This is a genomic window from Rhizorhapis suberifaciens, assembly GCF_014200045.1.
In the GTDB taxonomy this organism is placed as follows: domain Bacteria; phylum Pseudomonadota; class Alphaproteobacteria; order Sphingomonadales; family Sphingomonadaceae; genus Rhizorhapis; species Rhizorhapis suberifaciens.
Genome location: NZ_JACHOV010000005.1, coordinates 46153 through 64173, shown reverse-complemented (window position 1 = coordinate 64173; position 18021 = coordinate 46153). Strand labels below are relative to the sequence as shown.

19 protein-coding genes are annotated in these 18021 nt (G+C 59.4%); 2 read left to right on the top strand and 17 right to left on the bottom strand.

Going from position 1 to position 18021, the window contains the following annotated elements; all coding sequences use genetic code 11:
• Nucleotide 1 precedes the first annotated feature (1 nt).
• The 3 genes from HNQ99_RS07560 to HNQ99_RS07550 are packed head-to-tail and all read right to left on the bottom strand — an operon-like array spanning nt 2 to nt 2863.
• Nucleotides 2–1072, bottom strand: coding sequence for a PA0069 family radical SAM protein (locus tag HNQ99_RS07560; protein WP_184475039.1), 1071 nt, complete (start codon nt 1070–1072; stop codon nt 2–4).
• A gap of 55 nt (nt 1073–1127) precedes the next feature.
• Complete coding sequence (locus HNQ99_RS07555) at nt 1128–2297, bottom strand: glycosyltransferase (protein ID WP_246414806.1); 1170 nt, start codon at nt 2295–2297, stop codon at nt 1128–1130.
• A gap of 2 nt (nt 2298–2299) precedes the next feature.
• The gene (locus HNQ99_RS07550) at nt 2300–2863 is read right to left on the bottom strand and encodes a helix-turn-helix domain-containing protein (RefSeq protein ID WP_184475038.1); all 564 of its coding nucleotides are present in this window, start codon (nt 2861–2863) and stop codon (nt 2300–2302) included.
• Nucleotides 2864–2953: 90 nt separating this feature from the next.
• Between HNQ99_RS07550 and HNQ99_RS07545 the strand changes: the two genes are divergently transcribed.
• Nucleotides 2954–3439, top strand: coding sequence for a DUF6456 domain-containing protein (locus HNQ99_RS07545; RefSeq protein WP_184475037.1), 486 nt, complete (start codon nt 2954–2956; stop codon nt 3437–3439).
• A 39-nt stretch (nt 3440–3478) separates the two neighbouring features.
• On the opposite strand, the gene HNQ99_RS07540 is transcribed toward HNQ99_RS07545, so the two are convergent.
• The 14 genes from HNQ99_RS07540 to HNQ99_RS07475 all read right to left on the bottom strand — a co-directional run bounded on the left by HNQ99_RS07540 (nt 3479) and on the right by HNQ99_RS07475 (nt 16708).
• Nucleotides 3479–4018 carry an A24 family peptidase gene (locus HNQ99_RS07540; protein WP_184475036.1) on the bottom strand — a complete coding sequence of 180 codons (540 nt, stop codon included), beginning with the start codon at nt 4016–4018 and terminating at the stop codon, nt 3479–3481.
• A gap of 2 nt (nt 4019–4020) precedes the next feature.
• Complete coding sequence (locus HNQ99_RS07535) at nt 4021–4767, bottom strand: tetratricopeptide repeat protein (RefSeq protein WP_184475035.1); 747 nt, start codon at nt 4765–4767, stop codon at nt 4021–4023.
• Nucleotides 4768–4835: 68 nt separating this feature from the next.
• Nucleotides 4836–5990: a tetratricopeptide repeat protein gene (locus HNQ99_RS07530; protein ID WP_184475034.1), complete on the bottom strand. Its 1155-nt coding sequence runs from the start codon at nt 5988–5990 to the stop codon at nt 4836–4838.
• 20 nt (nt 5991–6010) lie between these two features.
• A complete protein-coding gene (locus HNQ99_RS07525) occupies nt 6011–6982 on the bottom strand; it encodes a type II secretion system F family protein (RefSeq protein WP_184475033.1) in 972 nt (323 codons plus the stop codon).
• Between the two features lie 3 nt (nt 6983–6985).
• A complete protein-coding gene (locus HNQ99_RS07520; protein WP_184475032.1) occupies nt 6986–7987 on the bottom strand; it encodes a type II secretion system F family protein in 1002 nt (333 codons plus the stop codon).
• 145 nt (nt 7988–8132) lie between these two features.
• Nucleotides 8133–9503, bottom strand: coding sequence for a CpaF family protein (locus HNQ99_RS07515; protein WP_184475031.1), 1371 nt, complete (start codon nt 9501–9503; stop codon nt 8133–8135).
• Between the two features lie 3 nt (nt 9504–9506).
• Nucleotides 9507–10709: an AAA family ATPase gene (locus tag HNQ99_RS07510; protein WP_184475030.1), complete on the bottom strand. Its 1203-nt coding sequence runs from the start codon at nt 10707–10709 to the stop codon at nt 9507–9509.
• Nucleotides 10710–10720: 11 nt separating this feature from the next.
• Entirely contained in the window at nt 10721–11332 is a 612-nt protein-coding gene (locus HNQ99_RS07505; protein WP_184475029.1) for a TadE/TadG family type IV pilus assembly protein, read from the bottom strand.
• On the bottom strand, nt 11329–11835 hold the full coding sequence (locus HNQ99_RS07500; RefSeq protein ID WP_184475028.1) for a TadE/TadG family type IV pilus assembly protein: 507 nt from the start codon (nt 11833–11835) through the stop codon (nt 11329–11331). The genes HNQ99_RS07505 and HNQ99_RS07500 overlap by 4 nt, the downstream gene beginning before the upstream one ends.
• Nucleotides 11836–11840: 5 nt before the next feature.
• Nucleotides 11841–13448 carry a pilus assembly protein TadG-related protein gene (locus tag HNQ99_RS07495; RefSeq protein ID WP_184475027.1) on the bottom strand — a complete coding sequence of 536 codons (1608 nt, stop codon included), beginning with the start codon at nt 13446–13448 and terminating at the stop codon, nt 11841–11843.
• A gap of 12 nt (nt 13449–13460) precedes the next feature.
• Nucleotides 13461–13844, bottom strand: a complete 384-nt coding sequence (locus HNQ99_RS07490) for a hypothetical protein (protein ID WP_246414784.1) — start codon at nt 13842–13844, stop codon at nt 13461–13463.
• Between the two features lie 13 nt (nt 13845–13857).
• Nucleotides 13858–15510 carry a type II and III secretion system protein family protein gene (locus HNQ99_RS07485; protein WP_246414782.1) on the bottom strand — a complete coding sequence of 551 codons (1653 nt, stop codon included), beginning with the start codon at nt 15508–15510 and terminating at the stop codon, nt 13858–13860.
• Nucleotides 15497–16417 carry a Flp pilus assembly protein CpaB gene (gene cpaB / locus HNQ99_RS07480; protein WP_184475026.1) on the bottom strand — a complete coding sequence of 307 codons (921 nt, stop codon included), beginning with the start codon at nt 16415–16417 and terminating at the stop codon, nt 15497–15499. The genes HNQ99_RS07485 and cpaB overlap by 14 nt, the downstream gene beginning before the upstream one ends.
• 90 nt (nt 16418–16507) lie before the next feature.
• Nucleotides 16508–16708 (bottom strand): Flp family type IVb pilin, encoded by a 201-nt coding sequence (locus HNQ99_RS07475; protein ID WP_184475025.1) that lies wholly within the window; start codon nt 16706–16708, stop codon nt 16508–16510.
• A 587-nt stretch (nt 16709–17295) separates the two neighbouring features.
• Between HNQ99_RS07475 and HNQ99_RS07470 the strand changes: the two genes are divergently transcribed.
• Nucleotides 17296–18021: a glutathione S-transferase gene (locus tag HNQ99_RS07470; RefSeq protein WP_184475024.1), complete on the top strand. Its 726-nt coding sequence runs from the start codon at nt 17296–17298 to the stop codon at nt 18019–18021.

The window sequence follows — 18021 nt, the reverse complement described above, 5'->3', positions numbered from 1 at the left end:
TTTAGAATAACTCCATCTGGTCCCCGGCAGGCGGGCGGAACAGGTCGGTTCGAAGGTTCAGCCTTTCAGTCGTGTTGAGACCGTAGCGCAGACAAGCCTTCTTGAATCTCGTCCTCAAAAGATCCGCCCAAACACCCCGACCTCGCATGCGCGATCCGAACTGCGGATCATTGTCCCGTCCGCCACGTATGTCGTTGATCATGCCCATCACCTTGGTCAGGCGATCGGGATAATGCTCCTCCAGCCATGCACGGAACAAGGGGGCCACTTCATGCGGCAGCCGGACAATGATGAAGGACGCTGTCTGCGCACCTGCTTCAGCCGCGGTCTGTAGAATATGTTCGATCTCGTGATCGGTGATTGCCGGCACTACAGGTGCGACGTTCACATGAGCGGGTATGCCCGCCGCGGCAATCTGACGTATGGCTTCAAGCCTTTTGGCGGGGCGGGGAGCGCGCGGCTCCAATGTTCGTGCGATTTTCGGATCGAGCGAGGTCACCGAAATGCCGACAGCGACCAGGCCTTCCCTGGCCATATCGCCCAGAATATCCAAATCCCTTATCACACGGTCCGACTTGGTCGTGATGATCAGCGGATGATGGCAATCGCGAAGAACGGCAATGCAGTCCCGTGTGATCCGCCAGTCCCTTTCAATTGGTTGATAGGGATCGGTATTGGTACCCATCGCGATGGGTGCTGGCCGGTAGCCTGGCTTTGAAAGCTCCGCCAGCAACAGTTTAGGGGCCTCCGGTTTTGCAAAAAGCCGGCTTTCGAAATCGATCCCGGGGGACAGATCATGATAGGCATGCGTCGGCCGGGCAAAACAGTAGATGCACCCATGCTCGCACCCCCTATAGGCATTGATCGACCGATCGAAGGCAATGTCCGGTGATTTGTTGCGTGCAATGATGGTCTTGGGATGCTCAACCGTCACTGTGGTTCTAAGCTTGGGAGGCGCTCCGTCGATCTCTTCACGCGCGTCCAGCCAATCGCCGTCCTGCTCCCGCTCAGGCAGGCCAAATCTCGTGCTTGTCCCATTCCTGGTCGCACCGCGTCCGGTAATGCTCGCCATGAATGGCATTAGAACATATAGGGAACATATTGACAAGAGCCTCTAAGCAGAGGGGTCAAGTTCTGCGGTCGATGATTTCGCCAAGATGCGCCAGCAGAGCGTCGCCATTTGCCTGCCAGGTGAAGGTCATCGCGCACTTTCGCACTGCCATCGGATCAGGGCGGTCGCGCAACAATGATCCGATAGCGTCCGCTATGGCCCTCGGATCGCGATCTACGATGCGGCCGGCTTCACGCCCATTCACCAGCTCCTTGGCCCCACCAGCATTGCTGATTACGATCGGCGTGCCGCATGCCAGTGCTTCGACCCAGGCATTGGCCAAGCCTTCGGAAGCCGAGGGAAGCGCCATGACGTCCGCGGCGGCCAGATATTGGGGCAATTGGTCGTGAGGGACGCTGCCCAGGAAACGAACACGCTCCGCCACGCCCTGCTCTTCTGCGAGCTTCCGCAGCGCATCCGCCGGTCCTGCGCCCGCAAGCAACAGAAAAACATCGGGTAGGAAAGGGAGCGCGCGGATCAACAGGTTCTGGCCCTTGCGGGGGATGAGTGCGCCCACGCTGATGACAATGTCACCGGAAAGACCGAGTGCCGCTTTGGCCGCCGTCCTGTCGGGCGCTGGAACGAAGCGATCGAGGTCCACACCAGTATAATGCACCTTTATCTTCGTACCCTCCATGCCCAGCGCGGCCATGTCGTCTCTCAGGGCGTACGATACCGCAAGTAACCCGGACGCAGCCTCAGCAGCCTCCCTGATCATCGGAGCAGCCGACTTCTTTTGCCCCCAATGGTGGATGTCCGCACCCCTCGCCTTGATCGAAAAGGGAAGCCGGAGCGCATTTGCCAATATTTTGGCGGCTGGACCGTCCGGATAAAAGAAGCTGGCGTCGATCACGTCAAAAGGATGATCGGCATGCAGGCTTTTGACGAGCGGTAGGACTGATCGAACTATGCTGACGGGATGAAACCGGCCACCGATTGCTGGCAGAATGGGAAAGCGCGGACGATAGACCTGAAGCCCGCACCATTCTTCCTGCTGCGGAAGGGCGGCCAGCGCGCGATAGCGGCCGAACGATGACAGTGGCCAGGGAGGAAGTCCGAGCGGAGCCACGACAACCAGTTCGACGCCTTGGCGACCGGCAAGCTCCCGTGTCTGCCGCTCTACAAATATTCCGAAATTGGGGCGGCTTGCGTCCGGAAATAGCGTCGAAAGGGTCAGTACGCGCAGGTTTACAGCCCTCGCACCAACTTCACCGCGACGCCCATCCAGGCGGGATCGGTGATCACCTGTTGCCGCATGCCGCCGCCCAGCGGTACCACATGCAGCTTTCCATTCTCGCGTCCTACGAGGCGGCCGAACAGGAACCGGCCAGCAGGACGGGGCAGCAGCACATCCCGGTTCAGCGCATGGACGAAGGCCTCGGGGAGCAAACGTTCGCACCAGATCTCATCGCCGCTTCGATAATCGCCCACGCCGCTCGTGACCCGAATAGCCGCCAGTCCGGGTGCGGGAAGGGGAGGGATAACCTCCGCGGGCTTGGTCGGCGCATGAGCGCCCTTCTGACCAAGCAAGGCAGCCACCGGTATGGTTTTTTGATCGGGCAAGCGCACGAGATCGGCCGATTGCACACCAAGCGCATCGGCGATCCGGTTAAGCCATCCGACAGACACAGTGCGCGTGCCGGTTTCAAGCCGGCCGATGGTTTGGGCTGTGGTGGGCGGGCTGCAGCGTTGCGCCACATCTTCCAGTGTAAGCCCCTTTGCCTTTCGGATTTCGCGGATGCAGGTGATCATGTCGCGTCCCAAATAACCAAATCGGTTTTACGCTTTCCTACATATTTGCCGCTGTGGCAAGTGCGGATTCGGCAAACGTAAGGAGATCTCATGGCGAGCAAGAGCGAAACGGCGGTGCGTGAAGGCCAATATGTCGAACGGATGTTGAAGGATGGCGGGGGCATTGCGCGCAAGGTGATGGTGCATTTGGGTGAGTCCCCGCTCGTGTGGCTGCGGTCGCGCAAGCTACTCACCAATCGGCAGTTCCTGGCCGGAGAAGCGCTGCGGCGCGATTGGGAATTGGCGGGACTTGGACCCCGCGTGACCATGCGCTGGGACCTCTCGCCCCCATCGGGCGGCCGCCGTGGTGCGCCCAGCGCTCCTGATCCCACCATCACCCAGCTATCGGCTCGGGAGCGTTTCCATGCCGCGCTCGATAAAGCGGGGCCAGGTCTTTCGGACATATTATGGCGTGTTGTCTGCGCGGGCGAGGGTATCGGTCATGCGGAAAAGGCGCTGCAATGGCCCAGTCGCGCCGGAAAACTTGTGCTGACCCTGGCGCTTGATCGGGTCGCTGCTTTTTACAGGATCAGGTGAATTCAGGACTTGAGCACATCCCGTGAGGTTAGTGTCGCATCACTCGACGTGAAGCGATGGGCCGGCAGCGATGTAGCTCGGCATTTTTACCTTGCCGCTTGGATTCACTCCTTGCAGGAAAATGCACAGAATCGCGCCCATCGCGATGGCGACCCCATAAGGAATTGGCCCCCGCCGCTCGAATATGGCCCAATCCAGCCTGCTCCGCACGCCCGCCGGAACCGTCCGGCGGACTAGTGCCAGGATTATTGTCAGCGCGGCGCCGGTGGCGGTGACATAGAAAATGAGCGGCACGATCCCGGCGAAATCAAACCAAAGGGCCACTGCAGCGAACAGCTTCACGTCGCCGCCACCCAACCACTGCATGGCAAAAAGCGCCAGGCCCACGCCAAGGATGATCAGGAAATTGACGCCATTCATCCATATGTCGGCTTCCGGCCCCGCCACCGCCACCCAGGCGGGAAACAGCAGGACCACCAATGTCGGAAAAACATTGGCGATGGTCAGCTTCATGACGTCCTGACAGGCCGCGAGCACCAATAGCGCGGACAGCAGATATAATATGATTTGCAACGCCATCCTTATTCTCCCCTAACTGCGGAGAGGTTGGCGCTCGCCCGCTGGTAAAAGCTGTCGCTCGCATGCAGCGAACGACTGAAATAGGCGGTGGCTTCCTCCCGTCGGCCTGCCAGAAGCGAGGCATAACCTGCATTGTTCAGCCGCCGTGCCTGATCGTCCGGATCTTCGGCATTGGAAGTAGCCAAGGGTTGTCCCGCCATCGTCCGCGCGATATCCGCGTTATTGGCATAGCGGACATTGGCGGGCTCCATGCGCGATGCCTGTTCGAACATGCGCATGGCCTCGATGAAGCGTTTCTGCAAAAGGAGCGAGAAGCCGAAATTGTTCATAACCGCAGCTTTATCGTCCGTCAGCTGAAAGGCGGTTTCAAAAACTTTGGCGCTTTCCTGCCAGTTGCCGGACAGGTCCAGAGCAACCCCCAAAGCATTCCAGTTACGCCAGTTATCGGGGCAGCTTTGCGTGGCGGACTTCAGGTGAGCCAAGGCTTCGGCAGGTCTTTGTTGGCGCAGCAACGCCGTGCCAAATCCGGCGTGCACGCGGCAATCGGAAATGCCACGCTGGTCCATGTCGGCAAAGGCCCCAAGCGCCTGTGCATCGCGATGTTCGGCCAGTGCGAGTTCGGCATGCGCAATCTCGAACGCGGTGCTGGTGGTGGCGCCCTCGATCATTCGGCGGTTGGCGAGCATCGCACGGGCCTGGATCAACCGACCCCCCTCGATGGCATTTTGGATCAGCGCATAGTCATCCATGGGCGCTGTCTGCGCCATCAGCGGCGAGGCCAAAGAAGCCGCTATAACAAGGCCGAGACACCTTAGCATCAGACGCGGCTGCCTGCTTCGACGGTCCAGCCGAACCATAGTCGGCCGGGCAAGATGTCATGACCCGAAGCAGCGTCCACCATTTGAAGCGAACAGGCACCGGTGGGCTGTACGTCCTTCACGGGGAGGTTGGCCGAAGCAGGATAGAAAAGCGGTAAATCGATGGCGATGCCCCGGCTGAGACGGATTGACTCGAAGTCGCCGGTGAACACCTTCATGCTCGTACCTGATGGAGCGAAATCGAATTCGCTAGCCCAGCGCGGCTGAGCACAGGTCGGCCGTGTTTCCGTTGCCGCAGTTAAGGCAAACTTCAATAACTTATCGGAATCAGCCGCCGCTGCGGCAACGAGCAATGATGCCTGGTTCTCCTGAGGGTGAAGAGCTTCTCCAGAGTCCAGAGTCGCGAGAGGAATGTCCTTTGACGACGCTGTTTGTATGATTGGTTCGATGTCGGAGGCAGCTTTGGCGGTGTCTATGGCGACAACTTCAGGAATTGCCACCGTGATGGAGTGGCCGTTCTGGCGGGTCGTTTCCGCCGGTTCCGCCGTCACCACCTCCGGAATGGCTATGGTGATTGAGCGGCCGGGCCGCACCGCCGTCTCCCCCTTTCCAGTTTCCAACAGCACCTCGCCCATGGACAGGCGCTCCAGATGCGGGCGGACCAAACCTGTCGCCGCCTCGGCAAAGGCCACGACTTTTTCGCTGGCCATTTGTGCGAGCGAGCGCATGGCGCTTGGCGTGGGTCTGGCGGTCCCGCCGCTGTCCAGTTGCGCCAGAACCTTGGCAGCCTCACTCTTCAAACCCTGCCGTTCCAGCGATCGAGCGAGATTACGGTAATATTTTGCTTCAAGCGGCGCGTGAGCCAGCGCCAACTCATAGTTCTCGCGGCTCAGATCGTGACGGCCCAACTGATCATAGGCAATGGCAAGGCCGTTATATGCCACGGCGCTGCCGGGATCCTGCCGCACCGCTTTGCGATAGGCATCGACCGCCAGGGCATATTCACCACGGCTGAGCAGCAGTTGCGCCTTGGCAAGGTCGACCGGAGTTCGCTGGACGTCTTGCTCCCCCACGGCGGTTATTTTTAGTTCGCCACGTTGCGCGCACCCGGCCACCATTACGGCCAAGGATGCTCCAAGAAGAAAAGCCTTCATTTGTTCCCCCTCTTCCCCTTTTAGTGCGACATATAAGGCATGACATCGCGCAGGATGCGGATGACGGCGGGTAGCATCAGCACGCCGATCATTACCGGCAGCATGCAGGTCACCAGCGGAATGGAGAGCAGCACTGGCAGCCGATGGGCTTTTTCTTCTGCCCGCAAGCGGCGCTTTTCGCGCATTTCAGAGGCATAGACGCGCAGCGTCTGGCCAATGCTCGAACCCAGCTTCTCCGATTGGATCAGCAAAGTCGCGAAAGCCCTGATCTCATCCACCTGGATACGATCCGCCATCCGCCGCAACGCTTCTTCGCGGGCGCGTCCCGCGCGCATTTCCAGAACCACCGCCCCCAGCATATCGGCCACAAGGGGCTGCGGCAGCGACATTTCGCGACCGACGCGATCGAAAGCAGCTTCAAGTCCCAGCCCCGCTTCAACGCACACCAGCATAAGGTCCAGCGCATCAGGAAAGCCATTGATGATGGCTTCCCGCCGCCGCGCAATTTTCGCCGATATGAAGAGGTTGGGAAAATACAGCCCCATCACCGCCAGCCCCGCGCCGAAGATGTAGAGCTTCATCAGGCTGGGCGGCTCATTGCTCAGGAGGGATGCGAACACCAGCACGGCCGGGAAAAGCAGCGTCGTCACCAACCGGACCAGCGTAAAGACCCGTGGCGCTTCCTTCGAGGTATAGCCCGCCGCGATCATTTTGGCGCGAAGGCTGTCCTGGTTCGTATCGACCAGCGAAATGCCTTGCTTTTCGATCTGGTCTACCAGTCGCGCCCATGCGCTATTGCTTTTCTGCGTCCGTAGCGATCCGCCCTGAACCAGCGCCGCCGCGCCGGTTTCCGCAATGCTGTCCAGCCGCCGCCGCACGGCTGCGCGATTGACGACGACGCTGTTCACCAGCACCACCATCATGATCACCACCAGAAAAACGATGGTGAGAAAGGCAATGCGTGAAAAGCCGGTCAGTGCAATGTCGAACATGGCTTATACCTTCAAATCAATCATGCGGCGGATAGTGATGAACCCAACGGCATAGAGCGCTAACAAGCTGGCAAACCCAATGATGAAAGCGCGCTCGCCGGCCACATCGAGATAGAATTTGGGATTGAGAAGGAAGAGCCCGGTAAAGGCCATGACGGGCAAGGCGGTCAAAATGATGGCTGTCATCCGCCCTTCGGAACTCAACGCCCGCACCTTCATGAAAAGGTTCGCCCGTTCACGGATCACCTGCGACAGATTTTCCAGAATCTCCGCGAGATTGCCGCCCGTTTCGCTTTGCACCGACAGGCAGACGACGAACATGTGCATGTCTTCCAGGCCCCAGCGGTCGGCCATGCGTTGCAGCGCGTCGCGAAGGTCCGCGCCATAAGTGACCTCATCGACCACCACCCCGAACTCACTGCCTATCGGGTCCTGCATTTCAACTGTCAGCAGTTCCAGCGCCGCCGCGATCGGATGCCCCGCGCGCAAACCACGGACGAATACGTCCAAGGCGATTGGAAATTGATCCTGAATTTTCTTGCGCCGGTTCTGCGCCAGACGCGACAGGACCATCAGCGGCAATCCCATGCCCAGGCAAAAGGCAAAGGCCCCAACCATCAGGATCAGGCCAAGACCCATTTCATAGCCGTTCAGGCCCGCCAACAGGATGGTGAAGAAGAAGATGATCAGCGTCGCGCCGATAATGCCGACGAGCACCACGCGCGCGGGGACGCCGAGGCCAGTCGCGTGCAGGATGCGCTCTATCTTCATGCCAAGCTTGCCGATGGGGCCCAGCGAAAGGAACAGGTCGTCGCCCAGGTCGCGGCGCAACTTTGACAGCACGACGCCACGGTCAATGCCGCTTGCGATCATTTTGAGGCGCTTGTTGATTGCCTGTCCCGTGCCGTGCCGATGGCTGATCCAGCTCACCAGCCCTTCCACCGCCAGCATGACCGTGGCGAAGATCAGGACCAGCAACAGGAAGCGGATGAATATCGGGTTCATGACTGTGCCCCCCAGACGCCAATGTCGTCATCCGCGCGGAAGCGGACGCCCATAGGCTCTCCCGCCGCAAGGCCTGAGGTTGTGGCGAGTTGGATTCCCGCTTTCGCGGGAATGACGTGAAAATTGTCGTTCCCCCCACCCATTTTCATTCGATCCTTGCGTCAGGCCGGAACAGTTCGGCAGGCAAATAGATGCCCCGATCCGCCAGCTCGTTCATGAATTTGGGGCGGATTCCGGTCGCTTCGAAATGACCAAGTACCGCCCCATCTTCGCTTCTGCCCGTCATTCGGAAACGGAAGATTTCCTGCATGGTGATGACTTCACCCTCCATTCCGGTAATTTCCGAAACGCTGACTAGCTTGCGCCGCCCATCGGCAATACGCTGCACCTGCACGACGACGTTGAGGGCCGAAGCAATTTGGCCGCGCGCGGACCGGGAAGAGATGTCCACCCCGCTCATGCCGATCATCTGCTCGACGCGGGAAAGGGCATCGCGTGGGGTATTGGCGTGAACGGTGGTCATCGACCCGTCATGGCCGGTATTCATCGCCTGCAGCATATCGAAGGCTTCACCTGCGCGGACCTCGCCTACGATGATGCGGTCGGGCCGCATACGCAGGGCGTTTTTGACCAGATCGCGCTGTGTCACCTCGCCCTTGCCCTCAATGTTGGGCGGACGCGTTTCCAATCGCGCGACGTGCCGCTGCTGGAGCTGTAATTCGGCCGAATCTTCGATGGTGACGATGCGTTCGGCATCGTCGATATAGGCCGACATGGCGTTCAGCAGCGTGGTCTTGCCCGAACCCGTGCCCCCTGAAATCAATATGTTGCGCCGGGCCGCGACAACGGCCTTCAGCACTTCAGCCATAGGCGCGGGAACGCTGCCCAGTTCGCCCAGTCGCGCCATGCTGATCGGTACTTTTGCGAACTTGCGAATGGAAAGCAGCGCCCCGTCGACTGCGAGCGGCGGAATGATGGCGTTGACGCGGGAGCCGTCGGCCAGCCGTGCGTCCACATAGGGCGAGGATTCATCGATCCGACGACCCACTGCCGCTACAATCTTCTGGATGATGCGCAGCAAGTGCCGCTCATCCTTGAAGCGGGTAGGGGTTTCCTCCAGACGTCCGTGCCGCTCAACAAATACCTGATCATGTGTATTGACCAGAATATCGGTAATGCTGTGATCCTTCAGCAGCGGTTCCAGGGGGCCGAGTCCAAGCAACTCATCGAGCACGTCGGACACCAGCCGCTTGCGCTCTTCATGGTTCAACGCGTGTTTTTGAAGCGCGAGCTGTTCGTGAACGATTTCGCCTACCTCCGCCTCGACCTGCTGGCGCGACATGCCGTCCAAAGCCGACAGGTTGATGAGGTCTAGAAGGCGCTTGTGCAGCTCGACTTTCAGGTCGGTATTCCGGTCGGCCACAGTGCCGTCCGCAATGTCCGCGCCTTCAAGGCTGACGCGCTCGGCACCCGTTGCAATCTTGCGCACTGAACCGCTTCTGTTGATTTGCCACATGGCCTATTCCCCGCCCAGCAGTTGCTTGCAGCCATCGACGATGGTGCGGAAATCCTTCGAAACTTTGCTCTTCGCCTTGAAATCATCGATCAGCACGCCCTGATCGAGCGCCGCATTCACCAGCGGAAAGTCATTGGCGATGGTGAAGGCGATGGGATGTCCCAGCGCTTCCTGCGCCTCATCAAGGCCGATGGAGCGGAACAGCTTCTTTTCAACCCGATTGGCGACCACCTGAATATGCGATCCGGAGATCTCCTGGCTGCGCAGCAGCGACAATTGCCGCCGGGCCTGGCGCAGGCTGGGGATGGTCATCTCCACCACCAGCAGCACCACTTGCGATCGCGCCACAAGGGATAGCGACCAGTTGGTCCAGTTGCCGGGCAAGTCCAGCCACACCGTATCGAATTCCCGCGTGGCAAGATCGACAATGCGATAAATCTGTTCCGGGTTGACCGCCTCTATCGGAAATATTTCCTCAGGCGCTGGGACCAGATGAAGGCCGCTCGGCGTTTGCAGCGTGACCGAGCGAAGCAGGTCCGCGTCCACGCGGTTCCCGGCCTCCAGCAGGTCCGTCAGGGTAAGGGGCGACGTCAGGCCAAGAAAGGTTGTGGCATTGCCGAACTGCACGTCCAGGTCGAACAGGCACACCTGCTCCCCCGATTGCCGCCCGAGCCGCGCTTCCAGGCTGGCCGCCTGCGTCGCCAGCGTCGTCGCGCCCACCCCGCCGACGCTTTTTATAACTGAAATGAGCTGCCCCGATTTGGCCTGATGGGCGTGAAGATGGGCGATCCTCTCCTTCGTTTCGGTCAGCACCGCCGCCAGTTCCTGTGCGGAGAGGGGCAGGGCGATCACGTCCTCGATGCCTGCCTTCAGCAGCACGCGCACCACCGCAAGCTCCGCATTGCGCACGGCGGCAATGATCGGAAGCTGCGGATAATCGGCCCGAAGCTTCGTCAACCGCCGCATGGATGCTTCCAGGGCCGGCTGCACCTCCACAACCACGGCCTTGGCCTTTGCCAGCAGGTCCCCCGGTATGGCCGAGCCTGCGCCCAACATGGTCAGCGCCACAGAGAAGCCACCAACGTCGCCCACAGGCACGTCGGCCGACGCGATCTCAGCCTCCGACAGGATCATGTGAACGCAATTTTCGCCCACATTCAGGGTCCAGTCGCTCGCCGGTCCATCAGCTTTCATGACTATGCCCATCGGCGGTTCCTTTAGTTTGAATAAGTGCCATTGCCGTCCTCCAGCGTCAGCGCGGCGCTGAAATCGGGCAAGGTAATAGAGGTGTTAAATAGAAGGAGGGTGATCGGCTGGAAGGTCAGATTTCTGAGCTTCACGGTCACAAGCGGTGCGACATCCGGGCCGTTGGGATCCCCTGCAAAGCCAAGACCTACATTGGTGTAATCGACCGTCACGTTGGCGGCCGCTATTTGTGGGAAAATGTCGTTCATCCGGTTGATCAGATTGGTGAAAGCGGTGTTGTTCAGCGAAGTGTTTATGCTGTTGCAGGCGGTGCCTGTGCATGTGCAGGAAGTTGAGGTGCATGCCATGCCCGTGAAGGCGGTTGTGCTCACGGGGTCGCCCTGGGTTCCATAGCCAGTGGTGGCGAAGCTGAAGCCAGAGAGATTATTTGCCACCACATTGGTAGCGACGGCATAGCGCACTCCGGTCTGGGTCGCTTTTTCCGCTTGGTTCCAAGTCCACATGAGCCTGCCTACGTCAAGAATGCCGAGCAGGAACAAGAGCATCAATGGCAGCACGAGCGCGAATTCCGCTGCGGTAGCGCCACGCCGGTCGCCGCGCAGGTTGAAGGCGAGCCTTTTCATATACCCATCACCGTGGATTGGGACTCAGCATTTAAAAGCAGTCCCGTGCTGGTGAAGCCAAGATTATTGAACAAGGAATCATAAGGAACGGAGGCCGACACAGTCACTACCGGGATATTTGTCATGCCGTCGTAAATGCCGGAATAGGTAGTTCCCACGGTTTCGCAGGTGATGGACACGGTAACGGTGTTGTTGTTCGTCCAGCCTGTAAGACGTGCAGTGCCCCCCGTCAGCTTTCCGGTTCGCGTCAGTTCCTGGACATTGGTGATCATGGTGGAATTCACCGTGGCGCCAGGACATGTGTAATTGGTGAACGATCGCCGCGCGGCATAGCGCGCGCCATCGCGCACTGCTTTCACCACGACATGTTCGCTTAGGAAATAATTGCCGAGTTCGAATGCGCCGAACATCAGGATGATCAACATTGGCGCTACAAGTGCCATTTCAGCGGCAGCGGTAGCCCTTTTGCAGACCAGCAGAGAGGGACGATGCGCCATTCGCATGGCGGCTACTCGATGAGATACGGCACATCGCGCCGTATCACTTGGAAAGTGCCGCTTTCACCTACTGCTTCTGCCTCTCTGATGACTTCCACATAAATATCAGAAGCATCGGTCCTGGCGCGCGCGATGGAAGGCTCCACTAAGAAGACCTCAACCCATTTATAAACATCCACATTCTTGCTCGAACCATTTATGCCCTCAGCCGTGCAGTTCACGACTGCAACGGTCAAGACACGGCGATCTTGCTGCGTTTCGCTCGGCGACAGGCCTGTGGCGCATTGTGGAGCGGAATAGGAATAATAATCAGTCGTATTGTTCCCGTTATTATTGTTGTTTCCGTTTCCGTTTCCATTTCCATTGCCTTGCGTCACAGAATAGGCGGAACGGGCGGCGGTGCCTCCGCTAACAGCCTGCTCCCAGAGATAGACGTCGTGGCGCGTAAGAGATGTAACGGACACTCCGGCCCAGGCAGCCGCTACGCTTGCTGAGGAACTAGGGTGATTCACTTGAAAATACAGGTTTCGGTCCCAACTGCCGTTCCCAATCCTTCCGTTGGCGCAATCCCCGGCACTGCTGACCGCGTGGCAGATGTCTCTGGGAAATCCCATGTTGGTCGGTGTCGCAGATATTCTCGTCGTGGGATCGGGAAGATACTGCGCTGAAGGCAATATCCATGGATCATTGCCTGTATTGAACCCGCAATTGGACGGTGGCGTGCTGGTGATTTGCTTGTGCACCACATCTTTGCGTGTGTTCATCGCGGGGCTGCAGGCCCCGGTCGTCTCGTCGCAATAGTTCACCAGACCGTTCTCAAAGATGTCGAAACGCGTATTGATGGCATCAGTCACGGACGTGTTAAGGCCGGGTTTGGTCGTCACTGAATCAGCGTCCAGACACTCTCCCGGTGGGACATTCGCGCCCAGTGCTTCCTCCAAGGCATTGGCGCCTGATCCGATGCCAGTTTCCAGATAGCCAAAGTTACCCGGAGCCCAGCTTCCGCCAGAGCCGCCGGCCACGAGCCTTATGCCCTTACCGACATCATAGCCGGACGATGTGGGATCGGTGTCAGGAAAGTCCGAGCCGGAAATGCCCTCATCAGGATTGCACATCATGACCGGTGGCACCTTGCATACCGCCGAGCCCACGCCAGCATAGGCGCTTGCGTCGACATTGCCTGAAGAAAAGGCTCCCACCACCGGCGTGAGTGCATAGAAGGCTTCGCGTGCACCCACCGTAACCTTGACAAAATGCGCATCAGTATCGGAGGTGGCTACCGTTCCAGGTGCGGTGCCCGAATCGCTGTAAAAAGTGATTGTGGGCACCGTTATACCCGTGCCATCGCCATCATTGGACATGCGAGTATAGTTTTCGATCAGGTTCTGCGCGGCACCGGTCGCCCGTGTTCTTGCCCCGCTATCCCCATCCAACTGGCTCGCCGCCGCCAGGGCTGCCTGATCCGCCGCGTTTTGCAATTCGCTATCCATCGCGGCGAGGCGGGCGTAATCGAATGCGATGCCGCCTACGCCGATCAGGGCAAACAACGACAGGCCGATTGTCGGCGCTACCGCAGCCCGTTCGGCCTTGAGCAATCGACGAAGCAAACTGCCACGCATGCCATGCCTCCCTTATCGTGAGCTGCCGCCACCGCCGCCGCTACCCCCACTGATCCCACTGGTCGTGCGGATGCTTTTTGGCTTTTTCACCTTGTCGGTGCGGTAGCGTTCGACCGCCCCTTTCGCGATGTCGCCGGATCCGCCTTCATTGGGTTGGCCGGCATATTGCGGATCGGGGTCGATCACCTGCAGCGCGTAATTGTGCCGCACGGCTCCGCCCAGGGTCGGGTCGTTCGGAGTGCAGGCGGCGAGGGCCAGAAGGCTCGCGCAAACCCCCACTTTCGTCATTCCCGCGAAGGCGGGGATCCGTCCCCTGACCCCTCCGCAGAATTGGACGTTGGGAGATGGGTTCCCGCCTTCGCGGGAATGACGCGTGGATTTCGAAATCTCGTTCATCCTCATCTCTCCCTTAAAGCTCATAGCCATTGGGGCCGGAAAAGCCTGTCGTCGGTTCGCCAGCCTTTGGCGAGGGCGCGGCCGGAGCCTTCGGCGCTTCGGGCGGCATGGCGTCGGGGTTCAGCGGATTGACGCCGACCGCCTTGTCGGTGCGGCCCATCAGGAACAGGTCCAGTTCATGCGGCGGCAGCACTCGTTCGCTGGGCAGCGCGATCTGGTCCGCCTTCACCGGCTGCACCAGGCGCGGGGTCACGATGATGACCAGCTCCGTTTCCGCCTTTTGAAAGCCGGAGGAGCGGAACAGCGATCCGATGATCGGGATCGACCCCAAAATCGGGAACTGCCGCACCGTATCCTGGAAATCCTTGCGCAGCAGGCCCGCAATCGCGAAGGACTGCCCGTCGCGCAGTTCCAGCGTGGTGCTCGCCCGCCGTGTTTGCAGGCCGGGAACGACCAGGCCGTTGATGGTGACCGAAGCCGAGGGATCGATGGAGCTGACCTCCGGCTCGACCACCAGGTTGATGACGCCGTCCTCCAACACCGTGGGGGTAAAGCCCAGGCTCACACCGAAGGGCTTGAACTCGACGGTGATCGTGCGCCCGCCGCTACCGCTGCCGCCGCTGCTGTCCTGCGCCACCGGGATCGGAAACTCGCCGCCCGCCAGGAACGATGCCGTTTCACCCGAAAGCGCCACCAGCGTTGGTTCGGCGAGCGTGGTGACCACGCCCTTCTTTTCCAGCGCATCGAGCACGCCGGTAATGTTGAGCTTGCCGATGTCAAAGCTGCCCGCGACCACGCCGAAGGCATCCGAAATCGCACCGATGTCGACGATCGGCCGCCCGGCGCCATCCGTCAGCAGAGACGTGCTGACGGAACTATTGCCAGTGCCGCCCAAAAACTTGCCGCTGTCGCTGATGAAGGCGCTGTTGATGCCGATCTGCTTGGCGGCGTTCCGGCTCATTTCAGAGAAGCGCACTTCCAGCATCACCTGCTGCGATGCGCCGATGGACAGCATGTTGACGATCTTGTCCCCGGCATAGGTATGCGCGATCTGCACCGCGCGATCGACCGCCGGGCCGCTCGATACCGTGCCGGTCAGCACCACCGCCTCATTGGACATGCGCGCGCCGATCTTTTCGCTCGGCATCAGTTCGGAAAGCTGACGGCGAAGGCCGACTACGTCCGGTCCCACCGCGATGTCGACCACGGCGATCAAATTGCCACGGCTGTCATACAGCGTCAGGCTGGTCGTGCCCATCTTCTTGCCCAACACATAGAGCGAGCGATTGGTCATGGGCAGGATGTCGGCAATCTCCTGATTACCCACCAGCGCCTTGGTAAAGGGCCGGTCCACGGTCAGGATCTGGCTTTTGTTCAGCGGCACGTCCAACTGCCCGCCATGCATGGCGTTGTTGACGGAGAGCGCGGCTGTGTCCTGTGCTAGGGCTGGAGCGGGCAGAGCCGCTATTCCGGCGAGGAGGAGGGCGAGGGCAGCTGCCTTCAGCTCCTTCCCGGCACGGGGAGGGGGACCGCCCGCAGGGTGGTGGAGGGGGCTCGCCTCTTGATGCTGCGCCCGGAGGGAAGCCCCCTCCACCACGCCGCCTTGCGTCGCGGTCCCCCTCCCCGTGCCGGGAAGGATTTTGGCGATTGCTTCAGAAACCCGCATGACGGCCTACCTCATAGCTGGAGCCTTGAAGACCACGGACGATCTGGACGGTCGCGGTGGAAGGCGTGGATGACTTGCCCGCGCTGGGCGCGCGGCGGCGTACGGGGCGCCAGCGGGGCGCGACATAGCCGGCGGTGGAAATCGATGGACGGCTGGACCCGGAATAGCTGCCGACATAGGCGCCATCGCGAAGGTCTTCGGTGCCGACGGTGGCGACGACCGGATTATCCTGGTCGGCCAGGTTGCGCAGGACCAGGGTCAGGCTGCCGACCTGTTGGGCCAGCGCCAGTTTCTGCGCGTCGACCTGCGCGACTTCCAGCGTCGCGGTCTTGCCGATCTTGGGGTCGGTCTTGCCGTCGTTGGAGTCGAGATCGATGGCGATCACCCGCACATTCTGCAACAGCACGTCCGCGATCTGCTCAGAGCTTTCGCCCGAGTTCATCGTTCGCGTGACCAGCACGTCAACGCTATCGCCCGGCAACACAAAGCCGCCGGCAGCGGAGACATCGCCGATCCGAACGGCGACAGCGCGCATTTCCGGACGCAGAACAGCGGAAAGGCTCGCCCGTCCGCCTTCGCCCGTCAGGCGCGACATCAAAATAGGTTCATTGGCCGCAATCGGCCGAAGCACCGCGCGCGTCTTGCCCACCGATGTGAGCTGCGCTGCGTTGCTGAAGGTGCCTGAGGGAAGCGATCCGCGCGGCCAGTCGACAAAGCGGATCTTGTCGGGCGTGATCACCGTGCCATAATCGAGCGGCACGCGCGCCACGGCGACTTTGACCATGCCTTCCTGCACGGTCGCCTGCTTCTTCTCAACGCCGGTCAAATAGGTGTTGGCGATGAAAACGGCGACCAGGCCAAGCAGGATTGCAAAGCCCAGGATCATAAGAGAACGTTGCTGTGTCATGGCCGTGGGTCCCCCCCGGGTTGGCCGGAAAATCAGGTTTGAAACCCTGCCGGAATTCGGGGCTCCGGCAGGGTCTCAGTTTACGTTAACTTAGCAATTGGTGCCCGGATTTGAGCTGCTGTTTACCGCGCCGCTAATGCAGGTCGCGGCTTCATTAAATTCGTCGGCAATCGCGCCGCCGAGGCTGAAAGCCGCAAACGCAATTGCGCTGCCAACGATCGCCAGAATCAGAGCATATTCAGCGGCGGACGCGCCGGACTCGTCATTCCAGAGTTTCTTAAGGATAGTCATTTAAAATTCCCCTGATTGCCCACCGGACGAGTTGCCCGGCCTCTTGCCAATTCCTGATGGGGCGGGGGCCTGAACCTTTTATGCGACCCTGTGTGCCTGTTTGGCATCTATCAGGTAAAAGCCAGTCCCATCGGAATGCACGAAGTAACTCGCAAAGGCCGTGCCAAGTCAATGTAGCAAATTTAATCCTTTGTTTACAAAGGTTTGCATTTAGATTTTGTTAACTATCTTTGAAAATCTGTAAATTTTCCTGACAGACAAAATCCGAATCAATACTAATATAACTTTGGTTATATGCCGTTATATACACAGGTTTTTTATCATCGTTACATAAAGGAAACGAGAAACTGTGCTTACATCAATGGCTTCTATTTGAATTAATATTTACACAGAACTTACAATAGCGGCATAACACATTAGGTAAATGTGATATTTACTAAAATTGTTCAGCCATATGTGGAAAGGCTTAATGGAGATGGCGATTTAGGCTTTGTGGATTTTCATCGTTGCTGCGGCACGGTTTATCGTGCGCGGGATTTTGGGCCCACTCCACCTAAGTAGCGTTCGTCACAGAACGGGTTATGCCAATGGTTATAGTTGTAGCTCTTGGGGGCTATGGTGGCGCAGCGTCCTTCCAGCTTCCAACGATTTTCGGAGGGAGGGGGCATCGCGTCGAGGGAATAGAGTTGGCCGTTCCGATATTATATAGCTTCCGCCGTTGCCCCTATGCCATGCGAGCACGCATGGCGCTGCTGGTCAGTGGTCTGCGTTGCGAAATCCGCGAAGTTCAACTTCGCAACAAACCGGCTGAAATGATCGCCGCCTCGCCCAAGGCCACCGTGCCTGTGCTGGTGCTGCCCGAGGGTCGGGTAATCGACCAAAGCCTGGACATCATGCGATGGGCGCTCAGCCTGAATGATCCTGAAGCTTGGCTGGAAGGTGACGATGTCGCGTTGATCGCGGCGAATGACGGGCCATTCAAGCATCATCTGGACCGCTACAAATATCCCGATCGCTACGGAACCGACCCCCACGAACATCAAACGGCGGGAGTGGCCATATTGTCGGTTCTGGAAGAACGGCTGCAACACAATGCCAATCTTTGCCGTGACCGCCGGACGCTTGCCGACATCGCGATAATGCCCTTCGTGCGGCAGTTTGCAGAAACGGATCGCGCTTTTTTTGACGCGCTCCCGCTTACGGCAATTCAGCGCTGGCTTTCCTGGCATATGGCTTCACTGCTGCTCCAACAGGCGATGGTAAAGCTGAAGCCCTGGCAGCAGGAAGATGCGCCGACATTGTTCCCGGCATGA